Origin of the sequence: Faecalimonas sp. LCP19S3_D12 (assembly GCF_052121495.1) — a bacterium.
Classification (GTDB): Bacteria; Bacillota; Clostridia; order Lachnospirales; family Lachnospiraceae; genus Faecalimonas.
In genome coordinates, this window is record NZ_JBQKED010000049.1 from 1 (window position 1) to 23,781 (window position 23,781).

The 23,781-nt window shown below is 41.6% G+C and carries 23 protein-coding genes; 16 read left to right on the forward strand and 7 right to left on the reverse strand.

What is annotated here, in order from left to right:
• Nucleotides 1–134 precede the first annotated feature (134 nt).
• From ACTQXY_RS13060 to ACTQXY_RS13075, 4 genes are all read left to right on the forward strand, one after another.
• Nucleotides 135–575, forward strand: coding sequence for a hypothetical protein (locus tag ACTQXY_RS13060; protein ID WP_441659828.1), 441 nt, complete (start codon nt 135–137; stop codon nt 573–575).
• 472 nt (nt 576–1,047) lie between these two features.
• Complete coding sequence (locus ACTQXY_RS13065) at nt 1,048–2,133, forward strand: GmrSD restriction endonuclease domain-containing protein (RefSeq protein ID WP_441659829.1); 1,086 nt, start codon at nt 1,048–1,050, stop codon at nt 2,131–2,133.
• A complete protein-coding gene (locus ACTQXY_RS13070) occupies nt 2,123–2,911 on the forward strand; it encodes an MAE_28990/MAE_18760 family HEPN-like nuclease (protein WP_441659830.1) in 789 nt (262 codons plus the stop codon). Before ACTQXY_RS13065 ends, ACTQXY_RS13070 begins: the two co-directional genes overlap by 11 nt.
• A 26-nt stretch (nt 2,912–2,937) precedes the next feature.
• On the forward strand, nt 2,938–4,362 hold the full coding sequence (locus ACTQXY_RS13075) for an Eco57I restriction-modification methylase domain-containing protein (RefSeq protein ID WP_441659831.1): 1,425 nt from the start codon (nt 2,938–2,940) through the stop codon (nt 4,360–4,362).
• Between the two features lie 450 nt (nt 4,363–4,812).
• Here the strand turns inward: ACTQXY_RS13075 and ACTQXY_RS13080 are convergent, their stop codons facing one another.
• A complete protein-coding gene (locus ACTQXY_RS13080) occupies nt 4,813–5,301 on the reverse strand; it encodes a helix-turn-helix domain-containing protein (protein WP_370835167.1) in 489 nt (162 codons plus the stop codon).
• A gap of 300 nt (nt 5,302–5,601) precedes the next feature.
• On the opposite strand from ACTQXY_RS13080, the gene ACTQXY_RS13085 reads away from it, so the two are divergent.
• Nucleotides 5,602–5,823: a DNA-binding protein gene (locus ACTQXY_RS13085; protein WP_370835165.1), complete on the forward strand. Its 222-nt coding sequence runs from the start codon at nt 5,602–5,604 to the stop codon at nt 5,821–5,823.
• Between the two features lie 89 nt (nt 5,824–5,912).
• On the opposite strand, the gene ACTQXY_RS13090 is transcribed toward ACTQXY_RS13085, so the two are convergent.
• Complete coding sequence (locus ACTQXY_RS13090; protein WP_370835325.1) at nt 5,913–7,088, reverse strand: IS110 family RNA-guided transposase; 1,176 nt, start codon at nt 7,086–7,088, stop codon at nt 5,913–5,915.
• Nucleotides 7,089–7,347: 259 nt separating this feature from the next.
• Between ACTQXY_RS13090 and ACTQXY_RS13095 the strand changes: the two genes are divergently transcribed.
• From ACTQXY_RS13095 to ACTQXY_RS13135, 9 genes are all read left to right on the forward strand, one after another.
• Nucleotides 7,348–8,430 (forward strand): site-specific integrase, encoded by a 1,083-nt coding sequence (locus tag ACTQXY_RS13095; protein WP_370835163.1) that lies wholly within the window; start codon nt 7,348–7,350, stop codon nt 8,428–8,430.
• Between the two features lie 4 nt (nt 8,431–8,434).
• On the forward strand, nt 8,435–8,770 hold the full coding sequence (locus ACTQXY_RS13100) for a plasmid mobilization protein (protein WP_370835161.1): 336 nt from the start codon (nt 8,435–8,437) through the stop codon (nt 8,768–8,770).
• The gene (locus ACTQXY_RS13105; RefSeq protein ID WP_441659832.1) at nt 8,760–9,950 is read left to right on the forward strand and encodes an AAA family ATPase; all 1,191 of its coding nucleotides are present in this window, start codon (nt 8,760–8,762) and stop codon (nt 9,948–9,950) included. The genes ACTQXY_RS13100 and ACTQXY_RS13105 overlap by 11 nt, the downstream gene beginning before the upstream one ends.
• Before the next feature lie 93 nt (nt 9,951–10,043).
• Complete coding sequence (locus ACTQXY_RS13110) at nt 10,044–10,277, forward strand: complexin-2 (protein WP_370835157.1); 234 nt, start codon at nt 10,044–10,046, stop codon at nt 10,275–10,277.
• Between the two features lie 663 nt (nt 10,278–10,940).
• On the forward strand, nt 10,941–11,054 hold the full coding sequence (locus tag ACTQXY_RS13115; protein WP_231086601.1) for a DUF6061 family protein: 114 nt from the start codon (nt 10,941–10,943) through the stop codon (nt 11,052–11,054).
• 203 nt (nt 11,055–11,257) lie between these two features.
• The gene (locus tag ACTQXY_RS13120) at nt 11,258–11,461 is read left to right on the forward strand and encodes a helix-turn-helix domain-containing protein (protein ID WP_007490746.1); all 204 of its coding nucleotides are present in this window, start codon (nt 11,258–11,260) and stop codon (nt 11,459–11,461) included.
• 76 nt (nt 11,462–11,537) lie between these two features.
• The gene (locus ACTQXY_RS13125) at nt 11,538–14,303 is read left to right on the forward strand and encodes a type I restriction endonuclease subunit R, EcoR124 family (protein WP_441659833.1); all 2,766 of its coding nucleotides are present in this window, start codon (nt 11,538–11,540) and stop codon (nt 14,301–14,303) included.
• A gap of 12 nt (nt 14,304–14,315) precedes the next feature.
• Nucleotides 14,316–15,884 carry a type I restriction-modification system subunit M gene (locus tag ACTQXY_RS13130; protein WP_370835152.1) on the forward strand — a complete coding sequence of 523 codons (1,569 nt, stop codon included), beginning with the start codon at nt 14,316–14,318 and terminating at the stop codon, nt 15,882–15,884.
• 2 nt (nt 15,885–15,886) lie between these two features.
• Nucleotides 15,887–17,035 (forward strand): restriction endonuclease subunit S, encoded by a 1,149-nt coding sequence (locus ACTQXY_RS13135; protein WP_441659834.1) that lies wholly within the window; start codon nt 15,887–15,889, stop codon nt 17,033–17,035.
• Here ACTQXY_RS13135 and ACTQXY_RS13140 read toward each other — a convergent pair.
• Nucleotides 17,028–17,828 (reverse strand): restriction endonuclease subunit S, encoded by an 801-nt coding sequence (locus ACTQXY_RS13140; protein WP_441659835.1) that lies wholly within the window; start codon nt 17,826–17,828, stop codon nt 17,028–17,030. The two genes, ACTQXY_RS13135 and ACTQXY_RS13140, sit on opposite strands and share 8 nt — an antisense overlap.
• A gap of 473 nt (nt 17,829–18,301) precedes the next feature.
• Here ACTQXY_RS13140 and ACTQXY_RS13145 point away from each other — a divergent pair, with 473 nt between their 5' ends.
• The gene (locus ACTQXY_RS13145) at nt 18,302–19,249 is read left to right on the forward strand and encodes a tyrosine-type recombinase/integrase (RefSeq protein ID WP_370835142.1); all 948 of its coding nucleotides are present in this window, start codon (nt 18,302–18,304) and stop codon (nt 19,247–19,249) included.
• Between the two features lie 448 nt (nt 19,250–19,697).
• On the opposite strand, the gene ACTQXY_RS13150 is transcribed toward ACTQXY_RS13145, so the two are convergent.
• The 3 genes from ACTQXY_RS13150 to ACTQXY_RS13160 are packed head-to-tail and all read right to left on the reverse strand — an operon-like array spanning nt 19,698 to nt 22,188.
• Nucleotides 19,698–21,260: a P-loop ATPase, Sll1717 family gene (locus tag ACTQXY_RS13150; RefSeq protein ID WP_441659836.1), complete on the reverse strand. Its 1,563-nt coding sequence runs from the start codon at nt 21,258–21,260 to the stop codon at nt 19,698–19,700.
• 15 nt (nt 21,261–21,275) lie between these two features.
• Nucleotides 21,276–21,842, reverse strand: a complete 567-nt coding sequence (locus ACTQXY_RS13155) for a helix-turn-helix domain-containing protein (RefSeq protein ID WP_441659837.1) — start codon at nt 21,840–21,842, stop codon at nt 21,276–21,278.
• Nucleotides 21,820–22,188 (reverse strand): hypothetical protein, encoded by a 369-nt coding sequence (locus ACTQXY_RS13160; protein WP_441659838.1) that lies wholly within the window; start codon nt 22,186–22,188, stop codon nt 21,820–21,822. Before ACTQXY_RS13160 ends, ACTQXY_RS13155 begins: the two co-directional genes overlap by 23 nt.
• A gap of 149 nt (nt 22,189–22,337) precedes the next feature.
• Here ACTQXY_RS13160 and ACTQXY_RS13165 point away from each other — a divergent pair, with 149 nt between their 5' ends.
• Complete coding sequence (locus ACTQXY_RS13165; RefSeq protein ID WP_441659839.1) at nt 22,338–22,556, forward strand: DNA-binding protein; 219 nt, start codon at nt 22,338–22,340, stop codon at nt 22,554–22,556.
• Between the two features lie 432 nt (nt 22,557–22,988).
• Here the strand turns inward: ACTQXY_RS13165 and ACTQXY_RS13170 are convergent, their stop codons facing one another.
• Nucleotides 22,989–23,594 (reverse strand): hypothetical protein, encoded by a 606-nt coding sequence (locus ACTQXY_RS13170; protein WP_441659840.1) that lies wholly within the window; start codon nt 23,592–23,594, stop codon nt 22,989–22,991.
• Nucleotides 23,595–23,781 lie beyond the last annotated feature (187 nt).

Here is a 23,781-nt window from a genome sequence, read left to right on the forward strand (position 1 = left end):
TTTTTCGACAATTCCATTATACCAAAGGAACGTATTTATGCCTTTTTAATTGGCTGAAATATTGAATTTTCAAGGTTAATCACACCTTATTGGTGTGGGAAGTTTGAGTTACTAAGAATGTATTAACCTGCAATTTGGTTTTGGGAATTGATGAATATTTAGATGATGATGTGAAAGATAAAGAATTAGAATTTTTGACTTTTAAGAAATTCTATCAGAGAATATATAAATCAACGGGAAATGCTCATTTAGCTTGGGTAGAGGAAATTAAAGAAGGATATGCTGATTACTTAAGAAAAGAAAGAGATTTAGCTGCAAGTGAATGCCCTCAACATACTTTGTACATTTTTGGTCATTCTTTAGATGTTACAGACAAAGACATTTTGAAGTTATTTATTTGCAATGATAATGTTCAGACTAAAATATTTTATTACCGAAAAAATAAAGATGACAAAAAAATAATGGGAAACCTTATAAAGAATCTTATATTGATAATGGGAAAGGAAGAACTGGTGAGAAGAACTGGTGGAGTACATAAGACTATAGAATTTATACCGCAAACAGTATTAGAGTAAATTTTGGAAAAGAAAGTTAGCAAGAAGCCGTTAGGATAATAAGTTATATGCGAGGTGAGTGCATTTTTTATGACAGTTAAAATGATACTTGCGAATCTGGCGAATACAGCGATAAAAAGTAGCGCAAACGCTATCAGAAATATTGGAATTAAATTTCTGTGAGACGAGTTTGGACAATCTGGCTGAGATTGCAGGAACAGGACATTCAGTAAAGTGGAAGAGGATACAAAAAGAATTTGGACTAATCATGAGCTGAATTTGAAAATACGAATTAATTTTTACTTCAAGATGATGTTGATTCATCGTGTCTTTCAGGATTTTTAGACTAAATCAATGGACTCGAGATAAAATTAGTTCAAGATTGGATTATATGAAGAAAAGAATTTAGTTATATGGGGATACTAAAAAGATAGGAAGGGATTAATGAAAATAATTTGAGATCATGAGTAAAAGATAGAAAAGGAGTAAATGTATGGTGGAATCAGGTTTAATGAAAGAACTGTCTATAGAAAGAAAAAATATTAAAACAGATAGCTATGATATGTCAATAGGAGAAATCATAAGTCTATATAAAGATAATGATTTAAAATTAAATCCCGCATTTCAAAGATTATTTAGATGGGATGAAGATCACAAAACAAATTTTATAGAGTCTATATTAATTGGTATTCCTATACCAGAAATATTTGTGGCACAGAAAGAGGATGGGAAATGGGATATTGTTGATGGTGTGCAAAGAATATCTACATTGTTGCAGTTGGTAGGAGAGCTTCCTGATCATAAACCATTAGTATTACAAGGGACAGAATATCTTCCTTCTTTAGAGGGAATGACTTGGGAAACAATGCCGACAGATGCTAAGAGATTGTTAAAACGTGCTCGTATTGGAGTGAATATAATTCTTACAGAAAATAGTATTCAATCACAATATGAATTGTTTCAAAGACTTAACACAGGTGGTGTGAAACTGGAAAGCCAAGAAATAAGAAACTGCTTAATAATTATGTTGAATGAAAGTGTTTATGATAAAATTAATCAATTGAAAAATTATGATAATTTTGTTAATTGTTTGACTTTGACAGAAGAAAAACTCAAAGTAGAGTATCATATGGAACTGATAGTAAGATATTTAATTGCGAAAAGAAATAAGGTAGACTATTCCAATTATAATATTGCAACAGAAAAATTACCTGATTTTTTAGATAAGGAAATTGTTAAGCTTATTGCGGATGAAAGATTTGATTTGGATAAAGAAATCGAAATATTCAAAAAAACATTTGATAAAATATTTGAAGTGATGGGGAACAATATTTTTAAAAAATATAATAAAGAAAAAGAAAAATTTGAAGGAGCATTTTCAAATGCGAGTTTTGAGGCGATATTGGTTGGTACAGCAGAAAACATTGATACCATTAATTGGAGTAATTATGAGCAAAAGGTCATTGAATTATATTCTCAGAAAAAGTTTATAAAATTTGCGGATCGTGGGGTGAAAGTTGTCAATCGGTTCAAAGAATTAAACGATTTTTCAAGGGAGTATTTTGCAAATGAAAATTGAACAATTTGAAGATTTTATCCAAGAAGATTTAGCTTGGAGAAAAATGGAAATATCTCAATTGTTTAGAATCTTGAATACAGCGGAATCAAAAGAGGTAGTGACAAAATCCATTGTACTATTATTGTATGCACATTGGGAGGGATTTCTGAAAAAGAGTTTCAAATACTATTTGAAATATGTATCAGAATGTAAAATCAAAATAAAAGATTTGACATTAAATTTTAAGGCAATTGTTTTGAAAAAATACGCTCATGAATGCATTGATAATGATAGTTTAAATCTTTCAAAAGAAATGCAATTTATTAATGCTCAAGATAAGATGGATAATAAACGGTTTAAAATAAAAATAGATGTGGAAAATGATTTAGATGAAGATATAATTAATACAAAACATAATTTGAATTCAAAGGTACTAAAGAACATTTGTGATATTGTTGGAATAAAATACAATAATTCAATGAAAGCAAGATCAGCATATGTTGATGCGATATTGTTGAAACATAGAAATTCAATAGGACATGCGGGTAAAATGGCAAAAGATGATACAAGGGAGGAAGAAATGTTATCATTTGATGATGTCCAAAAATTAAAAAATTTTGTATTGATAATGTTAGATTACTATGCAAAAGTATTAGTGGATTATACAGAACGAGAATTTTATTTGGCTAGCAATGATTCTGAAAGAGCTCAATATGAAGAAGAACAGGAGAATTACTTGTCTTCAAAATTAGATGGAATTGAAAGAAAAAAGGATATGCAGATACAAATGGATACATAAATCATTTACTGTAGGAAAGGATTAAAATGTCTAATAATTGTCAGGTACAAACTCCAGATGCATATGTTAAAAAATTGTTAGATTATGTAGGGTATAATAATAATCTTTTGGGAAAAAGGGTACTTGAAAATTCATGTGGTGAAGGAAATATTTTAGCGGAAATTGTGGAACGCTATATTTGCGATTTGAGAGAAAATAAATATGAAGATATAGAAATAGTAAAAGGAATCGAAAACGATATTGTTGGATATGAAAAGGATCCAAAATTAGCGGCTGTATGTGTTGATAAGCTTGAGCGTATTAGAGTTTCTCAAAAACTCCCAAAAGTTCACTGGAATATAAAAATTGAAGATTATTTGGTTGAAGAAGAACAAAAGTATGAGTACATTATAGGGAATCCACCATATATTACATATCATGATCTGAAAATTGAAGAAAGAAAGTGGCTTCAGAAAAGCTTTGATTCATGTAAAGTGGGGCGGTGTGATTATTATTATGCATTTGTTGAGAAAAGTATTAAATCACTTGCTGAGAATGGAAAGCTTGCATATCTAGTTCCGTTTAGCATTTTTAGAAATAAATCAGCAGAACAATTGAGAGAGTTAATAAGAGCCTCAATAATTGATATATATGATTTCACAGGAGAACAAATATTTCCAGGTGTTATAACATCTTCTACAATAATAGTCTGTGATAATGAAAATAGGAATTCAACAATCAAATATCACCATAAGAATATTGACAAGGTAGTTGATAAAAGTACATTGGGGGCAAAGTGGTTCTTTGTCGATGATAAATACAATCAAGCTAAATTTGGCGAGTATTTCCGTGTTTGTAATGGTGTTGCGACATTATGTAATGAAGCTTTCTTGATAACAGAATATGAGCAGGATGAATACTATGCATATGTTGGAGATGCAAAAATTGAAAAGGAAATGTTGCTTCCGGCAGTAAGCACAAAAACACTAAAAAGACAAAAGAAAACGAAAAAGGAAGAAAAAATAATATTTCCTTATATAGTAAATAAAAAGGGTTATAAACAAATAGATGAAAAAGAATTTATGGAAAAATATCCTGAAACGGTAAAATATCTTGAAAAATTTCGAGACAAACTTTTAAAAAGAAAGGTTGATTCAAAAGTTAGTTGGTATGAGTATGGACGGACACAGGCTTTGAATGAGGTATATGGTGAAAAACTTGTTTTCCCAATGGTGATTACATCGCGTGTTAAAGCATACAAAGTAAAAAATATGACTGTTCCATATGCAGGTTACTTTGTGAAAAAAATAGAAAATGGGAAATATTCATTATCACTGGCAAAAAAAATATTGGAGAGTAAAGATTTTTACAACTATGTAAAGGAACATGGGACTCCAACAACCGCCACGTCGTATAGAATTTCAGTTAGGGAAATTGAGAATTATAAATTTGATCCAAAACTATATGAATAATAAGCAGGGTATTAGATTGAACTGTGTCTCTATTTCGTCTACAAAAAGTCTCTCGGGCTTCTGTAATCAGTGGAATAGATAGAAAATCTATACTATATAGAATGAATTTTTGACTAAATAGATACTAAATATAGTATAGTGTATAGAGTGGGAATAAGCAAAAAGTGGATATGAGGGCCTGCAAACCCGCATAAACACTGGGTTTTTGATTTTCAAATTCCCCATTTGATAGCAGATTGATAGCACTCGTCAAATCCCGATTTATTGAGTTTGAAAAGAAAAATCGGGTGGCTTGCGAGTAGCCTAAAAATCCTCATCTTTTTATTCATAAGTAAAAGGTCTAACTGATTTTTGTTGATCAGTTAGACCTTTTTTATTTTGCTCTCATTTATCTGAATTATCTGATTTTGCGCAACAAACGGCTTTTCCCGTGGCCTACAAGTGAAGGGGTTAGATCAGACCCTCCGGCGGCATCTTGGCGCGGACCTGGTTGCTGTCGTATTCCGGGTAGTGGTAACGCCAGCGGTCATAGTCCTCCTGAGAGATCTCGCCAGCTTCCAATTTGGCCGCCTGTTCCCGCCAGGCCCAAAGCATTTCGTGCAGTCGGGCGGCATCCTTGTTTTTGCTAAAATCCACCTGCAAGGCAAGCTCACCGTCCTGCTCCGTGACTTTCAGCCCGTAGTTGTCCTCCAGGGTAAACAGCGTATGCATCAGCCCTACATAGGAGTCTATGTCCGGAACAGAGAGTGCATGGGGCGAGACATCCAGCACCTCAGCCAAAGCGGCGGTCAGGTCTGCCTTTGGGGTTCTTGATCCTGTTTCGTACTGTGCAAGGCGCACATCAGCAGACTTCTCCGGGAAGCCCAGTGACATGCCAAGATATTTTTGTGTCATCCCCCGCAGGAGACGGAAAAAGTGAATTCGTTCACCAATCGCCATTTCATCAACTCCAGTCCATGATTGTTCTTATCCGAAACATAGCATATTTGTTTAGCTTTGTCAAGATAATCTAAGCAAATTTATTTAATAATATTTCTTTCAAAACACTTGAACTAAGCTTATATGTATAGTATCATAAGAACACTAAGCTAATAAGTTTAGATAATATGGCGAATCAAATGGATCATCAGATTTTTGGTTGCGAAACCGAGAAAAAGTGGCAGTAGAGAGTAAGGAGGTCTTTATGAAAAGCAAAATTAGCAGGCAGAAACGATCAACAAAGAAAGGAAGGTATTTACGATGGCTAATCAGATTTTTATGCGTGTCAACGAAGTGGCAGAGGAGTTGGGGATCTCCATTCCCTTTGCCTATAGGATCATCCGGCAGATGAATGAGGAACTGGCGAAAACCGGCTGCATCACCATTGCCGGGCGAATTGACCGAAAGTTTTTCCACGAGAAATTCTACGGTACAAGATCTGAGACAGAAAGATTAACTATTAAAAGTCAACCCCGAAAATGAATGGTGGTGGTGAAAAAGAGATGGCTCAAAAAAGGTATAGCAAAGCTGAGGTCTTGTCAGACCCCTGCTGGCTATTCAAGTAGCTGCACTTAAGCCGCTGAGCAATATGGCTGCCTGGACTTCTCCATGGCAAATATCAGACGAACCAACTTTTTGGCCGCGTGAGAGATGGCAATGTTGTAGTGTTTTCCCTCCGCCCGCTTCTTGGCGAGATAATCAGCAAAAGTCGGGTCCCAGTGGCAGACATACTTGGTTGCGTTGTAAAGTGCGTAGCGTAGGTATCGGGAGCCACGCTTTTCCATATGCGGGTAGCAATTTTTGAGCTGTCCGGATTGGTAAGTGGAGGGGGACATCCCTGCATAAGCCAACAGCTTGTCTGGGGAGTCAAACCGGGTGAAGTCGCCGACTTCTGCCAGGATCATGGCAGCCATGCGGAACCCCAGCCCAGGGATAGTGGTAATAGGAGAATGAAGCTCATCCATAATGGATTGGATTTGCTCTTCGATTTCATCAATTTCACGATCCAGTTTACGGATGAGCCGGATGGTGTGCTGCAATTCAAGGGACTTGGCAGGCATCTGAGAGCCAATAGAGTTTTTGGCGGCATTTCGTATTTCAAGAGCCATATCCCGTTTGTAGTGGCCATTGGAGGCGGTTTCGAGCAACGCTTTCAGCCTCGTTAAATGGGTATTGGCAACCTGTTTGGCCCCCGGGAACTCTTCCAGCAGGGCGTAGACAGAAGCAATATGCAGAGAAGGGACGAGTTTTTCCAATTCCGGAAACAGAATGCAGACCAGCCGGGCGATAGAACTTTTCAGCTTGGCACGTTCTTTCACCTTGTCAAAACGGTATCTGGTCAGTGACTTTAGCTCCTCGTTGTGGTATGCTGTATCTGTGTAGGGTTTGAGGCCCGCATCGGATAACAGCATAGAAGCAATCGTTCGTGCATCCACCCGGTCAGTCTTGGTCTTTCTCAGGCTAAGGCTCTTTCGGTAAAGGTTTGTGCGCAAGGGATTCAGGACATAGGTGGTCAGACCGTTGTCAAGAAGAAACCCGAGCAGATTGTAGCTGTAATGTCCGGTAGCCTCAAGCCCTACTTTTATTTTATCCTGCGGTGCGGTACAATGCCGGATTCGCTGTAAAAGGTAGTGGAACCCGTCCATGGTGTTGGGGATTATGAATGCATCCGCCAGGACTTCGCCCTCGGAACTGACGATAAAGCAATCGTGCTTATCTTTTGAGACATCGATGCCAACAGAAACCACCATAACAAATACCTCCAACGATAAATATGTGATGCTGCATCCACAGTACACCTTACTTTTGTAGCCTTGTTCCACATAAACCGTCTGGCGGTATTTAACTGATCAACAAAACTGTAAGGGGCTGTGGTTGGAACCTTTCTGGAACCATCTCGTGGTAGGAGGTTGAAACCAATCCACAGCATCCCTTACAGTGTAGCACAGCCCTTGGAGAGGGGCTCTAATAACTACTACTCTATAATACAAGGAAGGAGAAATAATTATGGCAGCGTTCAAAAATAAGGACAATGGCACCTGGTATGTTCAATTCCGCTACACCGATTGGAAGGGTGAACGCCAGCAGAAGCTCAAGCGCGGCTTTGCCACCAAGCGAGAAGCGCTGGAATGGGAACGGGAGTTCCTGATGGAAAAACAGGCTGATGTGAACATGAGCTTTGAGAGCTTCGTTGCTCTCTATGAAAAGGACATTAAACCCAAGCTGAAACTCAATACCTGGCTCACCAAGGAGAGTATCATCAAGAAAAAGATCCTCCCCTATTTTGCGAATCGAAAACTTTCGGATATCACGGCAAAGGACATTATCCGTTGGCAAAATGAAATCCGGGAGTTGAGGGACTGCCACGGCAAACCTCTGTCGAAAACTTACCTGAAGACAGTTCACAACCAACTAAGTGCCATTTTCAACCATGCTGCCCGTTTTTACGGTCTGAATATCAACCCGGCCCGACAGGCTGGCAACATGGGGGCGGAGGAACGAAAGGAGATGCTGTTCTGGACCCGAGAGGAGTACACCAGATTTTCCGAAGCTATGATGTACAAGCCGTTGTCCTTCTACGCCTTTGAGGTATTGTACTGGTGCGGTGTCCGTGAGGGAGAGCTGCTGGCCCTGACCCCGGCAGATTTTGACTTTGAAAAGCGCACCGTCACCATCAATAAGTCTTACCAGCGACTCAATAAGCAGGATGTGATCACTACACCTAAAACGCCCAAGAGTAACCGCGTGATCCAGATGCCGCAGTTCCTGTGTGATGAACTCCAGGACTACCTCAAGCAGCTCTACGGCGTGGAGCCGGACAGCCGGATGTTTCCCATCAGCAAAAGCTATCTTCACCGGGAAATGGACCGTGGTTGCAAGCAAACGGGGGTGAAAAGGATTCGCATACACGATTTGAGACATAGCCATATCAGTCTGTTGATCGACATGGGCTTTACCGCCCTGGCCATCGCGGAGCGTGTGGGGCATGAGAGCATCGACATCACCTACCGATACGCCCATCTATTCCCCACCCGACAGGTGGAGATGGCTGACAAGTTGGATTCACTGAAAAATGAGAAGGGGGTGTAAGAAGATGTCCAAGAAGAACTATGACAACCACAACCGCTGGAGAAACAAGACGGTGGCTTTCCGAGTGTCAGCGGAAGAAGATCTCCAACTGGAAACCTTGGTGAAACTCACCGGCCTGACCAAGCAGGATTACATTATCCGGCGGCTGTTGGAACGAGATGTGGTGGTGCAGGGCAATCCAAAGGTTTACCAAGCCCTGCGGGATCAGTTGTCTGCTGTGCTGGACGAGCTGCGCCGGATCGAGGCCGGACAGGGCGTGAGCGACGAGCTGCTGGATACTATCCGAATGATCACAACCATTATGAACGGGATGCAGGAGGAATTCGCCTATGACCGATGAGAAAAAGAAAATGACCGCCCAAGGCTCATCTGTTGGCGCAGATGATGGGCAGTCAATCTCAAAAAACTCTGAAAATAGTATACCCACTTCCGGGCAAAAAAGCAACGATGAAATTGTAAACTCTCAGGACAGTCTGGAAGAAATGTACCGTAAGATGCAGCGTATAACAGACCCCCGATACCTGCATACATTCACGATGACAGAGCTGTTCCAAACCACCTATAAGAGTAGGCCTCCGGTGGTGGAAGGCCTGCTTTACGCAGGGGCATATATCCTTGCCGGCGCACCCAAAATCGGCAAGTCCTTCCTGGTGGCTCAGATTGCCTACCATGTCAGTACCGGGCAGGATTTGTGGGGATATAAAGTCCATCAGGGGACGGTACTTTACCTTGCGCTGGAAGATGATTTTCAGCGTATCCAGAGCCGGATGTTTATGATGTACGGCGTGAACGATACCCCCAACCTCCACTTCGCCACCGCCGCCGGAAAAATCGGGAACGGGCTGGACGAACAGTTGGAAAACTTCATGCAGGAGTACCCGGACACCAAACTCATTATCATCGACACCATGCAGAAGATCCGGGAGGTTAGCGGTGAAGCATACAGCTACGCCAGTGACTATGGGATCATTGGCAGGATCAAACAGTTTGCCGATCACCACGGCATTTGTGTGCTGACCGTCCACCACACCCGTAAGCAGCAGGCTGATGATTCGTTTGAGACGATTTCCGGCACCACAGGGCTTTTGGGATGTGCGGACGGTTCACTGCTGATGCAGAAGAAAAAGCGCACGGAACTGGACGCCACCATCAAGGTGGTAGGACGAGATCAGCCGGATCAGATCCTCTACTTGAAGAAGGACCCTCAAACCCAGATCTGGAACCTGGAACGCATGGAAAACGACCTGTATAAAGAGCCGCCGGACCCGGTGCTGGATGCGGTTGCAAAGTTGGTTTCCCTTGAGTGCCGGGAATGGATCAGCTCTCCATCCGAACTGGCTGAAGCTCTCCAAACGGGAATGGCCTCCAACGCCCTCACTAAGTACCTGAATGTCAAGGCAGGCAGGCTGCTGGAGGAATACCATGTTGGCTATGAAAATAAGGACAAACATTCCGGTCGGCAAGTGAAATTGACCTATATGCTGGTAGAGCCAACCGCCTGTGAAGTAACCGAAGAATAAGGGGCGCGACGATAGCGACGGTCGCGACGGTGAAAATGATACCGTCAAAAACACCGTCGCTATCGTCGCAACCGTCGCGGAAAGGAAATGAATATGAAAAGTGTACAAATTTCCTATGACCTTTTTGTAGCTTTGGTGGAGTATCATCTGGCCTATGACGATGATTATGCCGAGGAAATTCATCAGGGGCTGGAGCAAAAGTTAGATGCGCTGGTGCGGCATGAACTGTATGCAAAATATAAGACTGCACCCACCGCAGAAGAACGGGAGCAGGCCCGGCAGGCATACCTGGATAAGCGAGGGATATTTCCGGATTTTCGCTGGTAACAGGTGCTTACTTTCATACTAATCTCGCAGATGAAATTAGCACCAAAGTCAATCTTCTCCCTGTTGGCTTAAACAGGAGCGTGTCACGCTCCTGTTTTTTCTGCTGGCAGAAGGAATGGCTGACGGCAGTTTGGGCAAAGAAATTCCGCTAAAAAGTATCTCGGATGGGGTGGTGTTTTGCCACCCCATTATCCCAAAGGGTGCCCCATTTTAGGGTACCCAAAAATCACCATAGGATGTCGCGTTTCACGACACACCATGCAAAAAAACATAACACAGGATGCGGAGTAAAAGAGAACGATAGGTAGGCATTTTGCCCACACATCAAGCAATGGCTACTGTGTTTTACGACAGCCATCAGGCAATAAGGGGGGCGATTTGTTCCTGGGCATCTGAAAGGGAACGGTGCTTTGGCGTACCCCTTCAAAGCGTTCGCAGAACGCGCAGCCATAGAATGAAATTCTGTGTTCAAAAGGGGCTTGGGGGCGCTGCCCTCAACAAGCAGACGGCAGGAAATGTGAGTGTGTATTAACACTCGCATTGCTTGCCGGATTTGTGTGTGGATAGCCACACGCATTGCTTGCCAGATTCTAAAATTAACGAAACAGTCCTTGTGCCGCTACGGAAAATCAACCGAAATTTAAGCATTAGGAGGTAACGACTATGAGAAAGATTTTGTCCTGTGAGTTCAACCCGGACACAGCCTGTGTGGAGCTGCGCCTGGATGATGAGACACTGATTTCCATCGACTGCACCGTAGGGAAATCAACACTGTGAACTATATAGATTGTCATGTGTATCGGAGCAATAAGCAAACTTATCATTAGATGAGCCGAGTTTGGTCAGGGGAAATTTATTTTTGAATACGCAGTCACTTTTTCGAATTATATTACAGCGATAACAAACACAATGTTTGAGTTTTTGACAAAACAATGCTATACTGTGAGTAGTTGTGATTTTCCTTGAATGGAGGCATAGGAATGAAGGTAAGCTACAAAAAGCTTTGGAAAATACTGATTGATCAAGATATGAAAAAAAGAGATTTAGAAAAGGCCGCCGGGATTAGTCATTATACTATCAATAAATTAAATCATGGCGACAATGTAACTACGGATGTCTTAGGAAAAATCTGCATGGCATTAAATTGCACAATAGATGACATCATGGAATTTGTTGACGAATAAGTCTGAAAATAAAAAACGGGCTTTCTTAAAAAGCAATCTTTTTTATAAAAAATCCTCAAGTATAGGAGATGAAGATATGGCATACCAAAGTGAAGCAGCCCTTGAACAGCAGTTCATAGAACAGCTCAATAAGCAGGGCTACACCAGCGTCTCTATACCAGACTATGACGCTCTGGTTGAGAACTTCAAAACACAGTTTGCAGCCTTCAATGCTGCGAAACTCGACCACCCTTTGACATCTAAGGAATGGGAGCGAGTGTTCAACATTATGCTTGGAAAATCTGTTTTCCAGAGCGCAAAAATACTTCGAGATAAGTTCGTGCTGGAGCGTGAGGACGGAACGAAAGTGTACCTCTCCTTCTTCGATGCCGACCACACAAAGAACATTTTTCAAGTAACAAACCAGACAACGGTTGTTGGGAAGTATGTCAATCGTTATGATGTGACGCTCCTTGTCAATGGACTGCCTCTCATTCAAGTGGAGTTGAAGCGGCGTGGCATAGATATTCGAGAAGCTGTCAACCAAGTGATGCGCTATAAAAAGCATTCCTACAATGGACTGTACCACTTCATTCAGCTTTTCGTTGTGTCCAATGGCGTTGATACAAAATACTTTGCCAACTCCGACAGAGATATGCTTCACAGTCTTGCCTTCTTCTGGACGGACTTCAACAATGTGCGTATCACCAATCTGAAAGAGTTCTCTATCTCCTTCCTTGCCAGAGACCATATCATCAAGATGCTGACGAGATATACCATCCTGAATGACACGGACAAGCTGCTCATGGTAATGCGTCCCTATCAGGTATATGCGGTAGAGGCTCTTGTCCGGCAAGCCACCCTCACCAATCGCAACGCCTATGTTTGGCATACAACCGGCGCAGGAAAGACGCTGACATCTTTTAAGACGGCACAAATCCTCGCAGCCAATCCCAATATCAAAAAGGTCATCTTTCTTGTAGACCGGAAGGACTTGGACTCCCAAACTACAGAAGAGTTCAACAAATTTGAAGCCGGTTCTGTTGATGCTACTGATAGAACTGATGTCCTTGTAAAACAGATGCAGGACAAAAACCGACAGCTCATCGTCACAACGATGCAGAAGATGGCGAACGCTGTGAAGCGTCCTCAATATGCAAAGGTTATGGATGCCTATAAGGACGAGAAGATTGTCTTCATCATCGACGAGTGTCACCGCAGTCAGTTTGGTGATATGCACAAGGACATTGTTCGGCATTTCCAGAAGGCTCAGTTCTTCGGATTTACCGGCACACCTCGTTTTGAGGTCAACGGAAAGACGGAGGGAAAAATCACACAGACCACAGAAATGCTCTTCGGAGAATGCGTACATAACTATCTCATCAAGGATGCTATCTTCGACAACAATGTTCTTGGCTTCCATATTGAGTACATCAAGACGATGGAGGGTGATTTCGACTGGGACGATCCCACAATGGCAGATGGGATTGATGTAGGCGAACTCTATATGTCCGAGGAACGGATGTCGATGATCGCAAACCACATTGTCCAAAACCATAAAGCGAAGACAAGAAACGGTCAATACACCGCCATCTTTGCTGTCTCTTCGATTGAAGCTCTGGTCAAATACTATGACATCTTCAAGAAGATCAATCATGACCTGAACATCAGCGGTATCTTCTCCTATGGACAGAACGAAGAAGCAGAAGGTAAAGATGAGCATAGTCGGGACGCTCTGGAACGGATCATCAAAGACTATAACGAGATGTACAGCACCAATTTCTCGACGGACACATTCTCAGCCTATCATAAGGATATTTCAGACCGTGTGAAGGGAAAGAAAACCAAGTCTCTGGACATCCTTCTTGTAGTAAATATGTTCCTGACCGGCTTTGACAGCAAGCAGCTGTCCGTCCTCTATGTGGACAAAGATTTGAAATATCATGACCTACTGCAAGCCTACTCACGAACCAACCGTGTTGAAAAGGAAACGAAACCCTTTGGCATTATCATCTGCTACCGTAATCTGAAAAAGAGAACAGATGACGCTCTTACCCTATTTTCTCAGAGCCATGATACTACTGGTATTGTTGTTCCCGACTATCCCTATTTCGTCGAGAAGTACAATGAAATGGTTACCCGTTTAAAAGAAATAGCGAAGACTCCAGCGTATATTGACACCATGCAGAACGAGGATGACCAGAAGCTTTTCGTTGAGACATTCCGTGAGCTGACCAAGTATTTGCAATCACTTCAAACCTTTATTGAGTTCAGCTTCGACCAAGACTCTCTCATCATGAACGAGCAGGAATATCAGGACTATAAGAGCAAGTATCTGATGCTTTACGCAAAGCAAAAGAAAGATCGTGAAGTTGTTTCCGTCCTGAACGATGTGGATTTCTGCATTGAGCTGATGGAAAGTGACCGAATCAATGTTGCTTATATCATGAACCTTATCCGCAACATTCACTTCGATGATGCCAAACAGAAGGATTATGATATTAAGCATATCAAGGAAGAACTGGGAAGAACTGACAATCCGCAGTTGCTCCGCAAGGTGGAGATTCTGCAAGCCTTTTTGGATCGTGTTGTTGTGGGGCTGGAAAGCGCAGATGAAATTGACGCTGCCTACAATGACTTTGAAAATGAGGCAAAGCGTGAAGAAATTGTCGCCTTTGCTCATACAGAAGAAATTGATCCAACTATGCTGACCGACTTCATCTCGGAATATGAGTTTTCCGGCACAATGGATGCCGGTAACATCCGTGACCGTATCGAAAAACCAATGCCGCTGCTGAAAAAACGCTCTCTGGTGAACAGAATTGTAGACTTTATCCGGCAGCACACCGAAAAATTTCAATAAGGAGAATGTAAAATGGACAACAGTATTCAGGCGCACCAGAAAGAGCTTTGCAATAAGCTTTGGGCGATGGCAAACGCACTCCGGGGTAATATGGAGGCGTATGAGTTTAAGAACTACATCTTGGGCATGATTTTCTACTACTATCTGTCTGACCGTACAGAAAAGTACATGGCGAATCTTCTGAAAGACGATGGCATCAGCTATGAAGACGCATGGATTGATGAGGAATACAAGGAAGCCGTTGTAGAAGAGGCTCTGCGTGATCTGGGCTTTATCATTGAACCGCAATTCCTGTTCCGCAAGATGGTCAAGATGGTTGAAAACCGTTCTTTTGACATTGAGTTTTTGCAGAAAGCAATCAATGCCCTTATGGAGTCCACACTTGGCAATGATTCTCAAGAGGACTTTGACGGGCTGTTCTCTGATATGCAACTCGACTCTACTAAACTGGGGCATACCGTCAAAGACAGAAGTGCTGTCATGGCAAAAATCATTGCCTCTCTGGACGAAATCAACTTCGGAGTAGAAGACACAAAGATTGATGTTCTTGGCAATGCATACGAGTATCTGATCGGTCAATTCGCTGCAACAGCCGGTAAGAAGGCTGGCGAGTTCTACACTCCTTCAGGTCCTGCCGAGCTGCTGTGCCGTCTGGCTTGTCTTGGACTAACGGATGTCAAGGACGCAGCCGATCCCACTTGCGGCTCTGGCTCTCTTCTGCTGCGCCTCAAAAATTATGCTAATGTGCGCAACTACTATGGTCAGGAGCTTACTTCTACAACCTACAACCTTGCCCGAATGAATATGATCCTTCGTGGCATTCCTTACCACAATTTCAATATCTACAACGGGGACACCTTGGAACATGACTACTTCGGTGACATGAAGTTCCGTGTTCAGGTTGCCAATCCTCCGTATTCCGCTAAGTGGTCTGGCGATTTGAGTTTCATGGAAGATCCCCGATTCAACGAATACGGCAAGCTTGCCCCGAAAAGCAAGGCTGACTTTGCTTTTGTACAGCACATGGTACATCACATGGACGAGGACGGACGAGCTGTTGTGCTGCTGCCTCATGGCGTTCTGTTCCGTGGTGCTGCGGAAGAAGTGATCCGTAAACACCTTATCCTGAAGTTGAATGTGTTGGATGCCGTGATCGGTCTCCCTGCCAATCTCTTCTTCGGCACAGGTATTCCGGTATGTGTCCTTGTTCTCAAGAGGGAGCGTAACGGCAATTCCGACAACATTCTGTTCATTGATGCTTCCAATGATTTTGAAGCTGGCAAGAACCAGAATATTCTCCGTGAGTGCGATATTGATAAGATCGTCGAGACCTATGAGCGCCGTGAAGATGTGGACAAGTATGCTCATGTTGCAACCATGCAGGAGATTGAAGAGAACGGTTTCAACCTCAATATTCCCCGATATGTTGATACCTTTGAGCCGGAAGAAGAAATTGACCTGAACGAAGTAGCTACGGAAATCCGCAAGCTGCAAAGTGAAATTAAGGAGATTGATGCAGAGCTGAAACCGTTTTTTGACGAACTGGGACTTGATTTCCCGTTTGAAGTGGAGGGCAAATAATTATGGCAAATGTATCCTCAAGTAACGGTCTCGAAAAGCGTCCGAAGCTCCGCTTTCCGGGCTTTGATGAGCCGTATATATTACATCGCATCGGGGACATATACGCCGAGCGTAGTGAGCGTGGGGCGGATGATATGGAGCTGCTGTCTGTTACAATGAATGATGGAGTTATGCAGCGTTCCGAAATTGAGGGGAAAGACAACTCAAGCGAAGATAAAAGCAACTACAAGGTTGTCCGCAAGGGAGATATGGTCTATAACTCGATGAGGATGTGGCAAGGAGCGAATGGCGTGTCTTCTTATGACGGTATCGTCAGCCCCGCCTACACTGTTCTCACGGCAAAGGTCTCTATCTGTAATGAGTATTTCGCAGCTCTTTTCAAGAACTATAAACTGATCAACGAGTTCAGAAAGAACTCACAGGGGATGACCTCCGATACATGGAACTTGAAATATCCGCAAATAGAAACAATCAAGGTTTATTTGCCGGAAGTTGCAGAGCAGGAAAAAGTAGCCTCTATGCTCGTTACCCTCGACAAAAGAATCGCAGCACAAGTAACGCTTGTCGAACAGCTCAAGAAGTATAAAAGAGGTGCCATTTCCCATATTCTTTCAGGCAAAGACAGCGAGTTTGCCGGCGAAGCTATATGGGCTGAGAAGACACTTTCTGACTTATGTTGTGAGTTCAGAAGTGGGCGTAACATATCAGCAACACTCATCCACGAAAGCGGAGATTATCCTGTGTATGGGGGTAATGGCATACGAGGGTATTGTGACCATTATAGTCATGAGGGTGAATATGTAGTAGTGGGACGACAAGGTGCATTATGCGGAAATGTCCGGCTTATTCGAGGGCAAAACTATTTGTCTGAACACGCTATTGCGGTTCGTGCGAACGAGGAAAACGATACCAAGTTTCTATTGTATTTACTTGATTTCATGAATCTTGGTCAGTATTCAGACCAAGGCGCACAACCCGGTCTTGCCGTAAACAAACTTCTGAGGCTCAAATGTAATGTTCCTGAGAAAAAAATACAGTCAAAAATATCGGCTTTTCTTCTGACTTATGATAAACAAATTGCTTTTCAGGAAAGTATTCTTTCTTTACTAACTGCTCAGCGCAAAGCATTCTTGCAGCAACTTTTTATATAAAGAGCTGCTGCAAGAGGGAAACTCGCATTCTAACCAACAGACGCTCCATACTTTCAGCATTCGCTATTTTTTTATTTACTGCTTCAAATAGCTTTGACAAGTGTTTCTGTTCTTTCACTGACGGCAAACACCGACGGATACCGACAAATTGGGAATAATGCACTCTTTGCTTTTCAATAAGAGATCCTGTAGCAATGAGCTTGTAGTGAATTAGCATGGGGTACGATGTCAGGTATTCTTCCCAGAAACTAATAGTATCAGTTTCATTGACAGAAAAGATATTATAATAACCCGAAACGGCGGCAGTATATCCGAGATGATTGGGGGCGATTGCTCCTAAATGGGCATTCATGGGATTATATGCAAACCAACCGGGCTTGATTGCTTTATAGTTGTCTCCCTCCTTAGTTATAAGAAATTCACGGTAATAACGCTCTGTTTTGGGTGTTATTCCATCTTCAACAGTGAGACTAACCAGAGGTGTGTCTGGGCTATTTGATGTCTTTATAATTTGTTCGGTGAAAAATTTACCAAAAGATGATACTTCCCATGTTGGATAATGATCTTTTCCATTTCCTTTTCTTACAGAGAATACTCGCTGAATGACACCTCTTTTATACTTCTTGAGGGCATCAACCAAAGAACGCTGTTTGTCAATTCTCTGCTCTATGGCATTGAGAAATAAAGCAATTCTATCCTGTTCCTTTGCTGAGGGGATATTTATAGGCATTGCAAAAAAAGTGTCATCCTTGATGCTCACCCTATCATGCCTTGCACCGCTGTCACCAGACATATAGATATACCGATGCCATGCCGATGAACGGAAGTACCATTCAAAATACAGAGGATTGATCTCCTGCTTTGCTCGGAAGCACAGATACAATGGGGACACTATCCCTGCTTCTGGATATTTATAGCTGCTTATGGGACCGTAGGGTGCATCGGTAGATTTCCGGGGGTTATAAACAAAATCATTTGTCTCGATGATGTAGTACCCATCTGTATTATCGCTATTTGCAATATTCTTATCAAAATAGTCACGCTGCGGAATAAGCCCCTGTTTTGCTGAATTGCAGATTACATTGGTTATCGCACCATCAGCATTTTTCTTGATGTTTTTGGCAAAATAGTTCGAAAGGAGTGCTGATTTCCACGGCTCATCAAAGCCCGGAAAGCGGAGCTTCGGACGCTTTTCGAGACCGTTACTTGAGGTTTATAATGCCTTGATTATTTCTCCATCAGATAATATCTGTGGAGGTGGTCAATATGACTAATAATACACAATTTAAGACGCTGCTGAACACTTGGCTAAATCAAAAGAAGCCGATGATCACACCGTCAACCTATGCCAGCTTCACGCTAATAGCCGAAAATCACTTAATACCCTACTTCGGCAGGCGGAAGATCGGCAGCATCACCGAGACGGACATTCAGAGCTACATATCGTATCTCTACGAATCCGGGCGGTTGGATAAGTCCGGTGGTCTCACTGTGAAGACCATACGAGATGTAATTCTCGTACTGCGGCTTGCTATGGAGTATGCCTACAAGGAAAGGGCGATACCGCTGCTCAACTGGGACTTAATAGAGTACCCAAAAGAGCTGGGTGTTAAGAAAGTGGTATCGCTATCCAAAGATCAGGAGCAAGCTCTTATTCAGTGCATCTACATGAACCTGAATAGGAAAACCGCTGGCATTCTCATTGCACTGTTTACTGGGGTGCGGATCGGTGAACTTTGCGGCTTGCAAATGAAGGACATCTCGCTGACGGATAAAACCATCAGCATCAACAAAACTGTCCAGCGCATCTATGACAAGAAAAAGGGCGAGTCCTATCTGCACATAGGACCGCCAAAGACCAAAACATCAGCTCGGACAATTCCCGTACCGTCGTTGCTGATGAACATTATCAAGAAGTTCTACATAGAAAACCCCAACCATTACTTCTTGACTGGCAAGACAAAGCCAACAGAACCTCGCACATACCGACAGTTCTTTTCTCGTTTCCTGAAACGCAACGGGCTACAAAAGGTGAAGTTTCACGAGATCAGACATACATTTGCAGTACGGGCAATCGAAATACCGGAGTTTGACATCAAATCTCTCTCCGAGATTTTGGGGCATAAGAATGTGTCCTTTACGCTGAATGTCTATGGCAGCGCAAATCTCCAACAGAAAGTCAAGTGCATGAACCTTCTGAACGATTTGCTGTAACGAGAAAGAGCCTCAGCCGACACCCGAACGGACATCGACTGTGGCTCTTTGTGTTTTATGATATTCTAATGACGGCGCAAAACGACCTTTGTCCTGACATTCTTTCGGTGAAACTTGTGCAGACAATAAAAAAGGAAAATTAGGATAGAATTTTTTATGGAATCGTGTTATAATACTTCCAAGCCACCAATTCATCAGTCTCAAGCAAAACCCATGATAGGATGGCCCAGATAGATTTTTGATAGCAAAAGTCCGAATAGACCTTAGGATAAGGATAATCTGTATCAAATAAAACCACGACGAATCAAATCCGCTATACAAAAAAGTTTAGAAATGGATTTAACTCGGCGAGTTTGAATAGTAAACAGAGAGCCGGGAAGCCGCATAAACAGCGGACTTTCCGGCTTTTAGTATGTGTCGTGATACCTTTTTGATACCTAAATAATGGTTATTCATCTTCATCTTCATCTTCATCTTCATCTTCAACATCGAGGGTTGATTCCCAAGAATCATTAATACCTTTTGCTAAAGCTCCCCGATAAGCTGGATGTATTTCCCAAGCATATCCGCCGTCACCAATATTTATGTTTAAGAGATAGGGCGATTCATCATAATATACTCTTGAAATTTTTCCATCCGGTTTGCGCTTTCGTCCTGTGATAAATCCGATTTTATATAAGAAATGTGCAATTTGATGAAAATTTGCAAGTTTCAAACTCTCTGATGATGGTTCATATATTTTAATGGTTATATTTAAAAGAATATTTTTGATTTTTGTGTGTAGTTGAACAGTTGTATACACATATCGTTCAGACTGCTTGGTTTTAATTTCTTGTGTTGTTGGTGCCATTCTCACAAGTAGAGACTGAAGCTGTGGCAACTGATTTTTATATTCGTTAACTAAGTCTTTTAGGCGTTCTTGAGAATACGATTCTAATACATTGAAAAAGCAGGTATCGTTAATCTTTTCTAACTTACGTTGGTACGCTTCTTCAGCTACACTTTGGCAAAGCTTTACCATATCACGCGGTTTTCGCCTGATTAATGAAAAAATAACACGGTGAGTGGGGGCATTACGCCAACTGCGAGTATTTTCTCCAAATTTGGGTTCAAATACATAATTTAAATATTGACTTAGATGATATTGCATAGTGCCAATATTTTGAGTGGTTTGTTCATCAAATTGTATATTAAAATAGGCACATATCCTTTTGGCCAAAGCCTTAATTATTTCTCTATTGTTCCATTGACATTTGATAATTGAACTTTCAAATTTGTCTGAAAATTCTTCATTTCTAATCATTTCATAAACATCAGTTCGAAGTGCGATTCTAACTGATAATCCCTCCATGTCACTACTCATATCGCTTAATGACAAAAGTAGGCTTTTTATTTTTAATATATCGGAAGAATTACCTTTCCAGTCCAGATCAAAGTCATCGAGAAAAAGCCGTATTTTTTTATTTTTAATCATTCTTTCAAGAACACCACGTTCTCCGGATTCTGGATGTTCTTCAACAGATATATATTTTTCGTATAACGGTTTAAAGAGTTTTACTGTTCGAGAAATAAAATCTCGTGAAGCATAACCGGATGTATAGGCCCATTGAAGAGATTTTTCGTAATCTTCGCTATATATAAAATCTGAATCTGAAGCTAATTTCATAACAATAAGTTTACTAATAGATTTTTTCCATAATGTTTTTAACTGATATAGATCATCAGAATTAAGAATATTAGTATACAATTCAGAGAGGTCATCGAGACGAATCCAAATAGGAACGGTAGAACTCTCTTGTGCTTCAATGAAAGCCATTTTTAATAATGCAGATTTTCCTGTTCCTTTTTCACCAGTGACAATTTGTAAATCTATATCTGAAACAATATCCTCATATTGTAAAGTCTTGTAATAATATGATAAAAGTCTTTCTTCTCGTTCTTTGCCGGCATCTTCATGCCCAAAAAGTCTTAAGCGATTTTCTTTTTTAAAGTTTTCATATGATGTGTTCATTTGTGTTCTCCTTTTCTACTTTCTCCATTGATAGCTGTTATTTTTCTTGTCATGTCCTTTTTCATTAACGCTACTGCTGGAAGCAGGCCAGTTGATTTTCCATTCAAAATATTCGTCCTCTGAAATTTCTCCGCTTTTTAGCTGTTCTTTCCGCAGACACCATTCACGCAGAAATTCATTTACCAGACCATAATCAATCCACATACCGACAGGAGCATGAGTAGGCCATTCGTCGCTATCATTATAGTGAACAGACTTATCATCAGAAGCATTGCACTTGCTGAGATTACGGACAAGCTGAAACAGATGAAAGGTGTTGCGGTTGTCCTCGTCAAGCCAGAAAAAAGTCTGCATAATGTCTTCGGGGCAGCCGGGGGCTTCGGTGATGAAATTGATATAATTGACATTCAAAATTCTAGCGATTTCTATGAGAGTATCTTTTTTGGGGACACGATAGCCGGATTCATATTGTGCCACACGAACATCAGCATTGCGTTCCTCATATCCCAGTTTCAAGCCTAATTCCCGTTGTGTCAATCCCCGAAATGTGCGGATTCTCTTAATTCGTTCTCCCAGTATCATAGTCCTGTGTCCTTTCTGAAAAATTATATGGATAGCAACAAACATACAGCGTGGCAGACCGCCATAATAAACAGACCGACTGTGCGCATTTACTTTTTATAACGATACCGATAATACAGTCAACTATCTGTACTACTAGCATTGCTGCTGTGATAACAAATAAAATGGTAGGTGTATTTCTACATACAGGAATGACGGCAGCACATGTTAATGCAAGGCTTCTGGCGAACATATACAGAGCGTTTGTCCGGTTGTTTCCTTTTTCTTTTATAACAGCCACTATTGAGAAGCAAACGCCCAGAGCCGCACTGACTAGCGTTGTGTATGCGTTTATATAGTATATCAAATTCTGCCCTCCTGCTCTTAGATAACATTGCGAATCTTCTCTTATCTCCTACATTGTAGCATACCTCAAATAATACGACAACAAAAACTTATCAGAAATGCTAAATTTAATAAAAAAGATAAACTTAACAAAATAGTTAAGAATGGGATATGTATTTGAAAAATGATTTATTTGTAACAGCCGGAGAAGTGGCGCAGGATTTAGGCGTTTCCAAACCATTTGCTTATAATCTGGTGCGGCAGATGAACGAAGAACTGGAAGAAAAAGGCTTTATCACAATCGCCGGACGAGTGAGCAGAAAATACTATGAAGAAAAGTTTTATGGCATGGCGCAGGCGAATATAACTTCTCGGAATCTCAACGAATGAGATTCTAACTGGAAATTGACAACTAAATATCGTACAGGAAAAGAAATTTGAGAAAAATGGGCATAAATATTGGACATAGTGGGAACTATGCCTTGAAAAATCTTATGGCGTCGTTTAAGAAATCATTATTAGGCAGCTAATCCTAATAATGATTTTTGAAATGCCTCGACTGAGGGCATTTCCCAGGCATCAAGATGTTGGAGCATTATGATGCCGTAGAGGCGGCAGTACCACATCTTTGTAGATCGGTGTCTGCCGTCTTCTAATTTATAGTCCTCTTTCTCACGCTTGTTGGAGCGTTCCACGGAAGTCCTTCCGTCATATTCCCTTTTCCATGCTTTACTGTCTCTTGGCGGTATGTTAAATAATCTTGGATTATCTGCGGTAAAAATGTGTACGGTTCGACCGTATTTTGCCGGAGAACAAGGATGTTCACAGACCCCCCCTGTTTTCGGTTTGCTTTTGGACACCGGTATTTTGCACGGTGTTTTGCAGCTTCATATGAAAGAATGGATTTTCTGGTTTAAGCTGCCAGCGTTCCAGCAAAGGAAGAAGTCTGGATGCAGTACTGGAAGAATCACAGGGAGTCTTATCCCCTTTCTTTTTCCCCTTTGGCGGCTTCACTTTAGGGAAACGGTCTTTTGGTAAAAGATTGTCTTCGTCATCCTGCCAGATGCGGGAAAAGAAATCATAAAAAGTCCCGACACCGGGAGTATCCCCGAAAGAAAATCCGCTGAGGATTGCATAAAGAGGAGTTTCCCTGAGCATGCGGCACCAGACCGTGATGGAAGTCACTTTCAATTTTAAAGCAAGCAGATAAGAACGCAGCATACAGGAAGGGAGTCTTGGTTCCGGTCCAAAGATGGAGTAACAATCCTGCATGATGGAATCGGTCATAGAAAGATCCAGATACCAAAACGGTGCGATATAATCCCAGGTACTCTTAGGAAGGGAAAAAGGGTCGGGATAAAATTTAAGAAACTCGGATACGAAAGTATCCTGATAGGCGGAGTGTCCGCCGATATTAACAGGTAACATAAAAATCGCCTCCAGTCGATTGAAATAAACTATAATCAATCGGCTTCGCCGCAAATTTTTGACGATTTGTCAAGCGTTTTTGGGTTCTTTCCAATGTTAGTTGACTTTTCGCTTTAATTCAAGTCGTAACAGTTTTGCTTTCAGTAGTTCAAAACTGTTACGGCCATACATAATCCTTTTCACTACT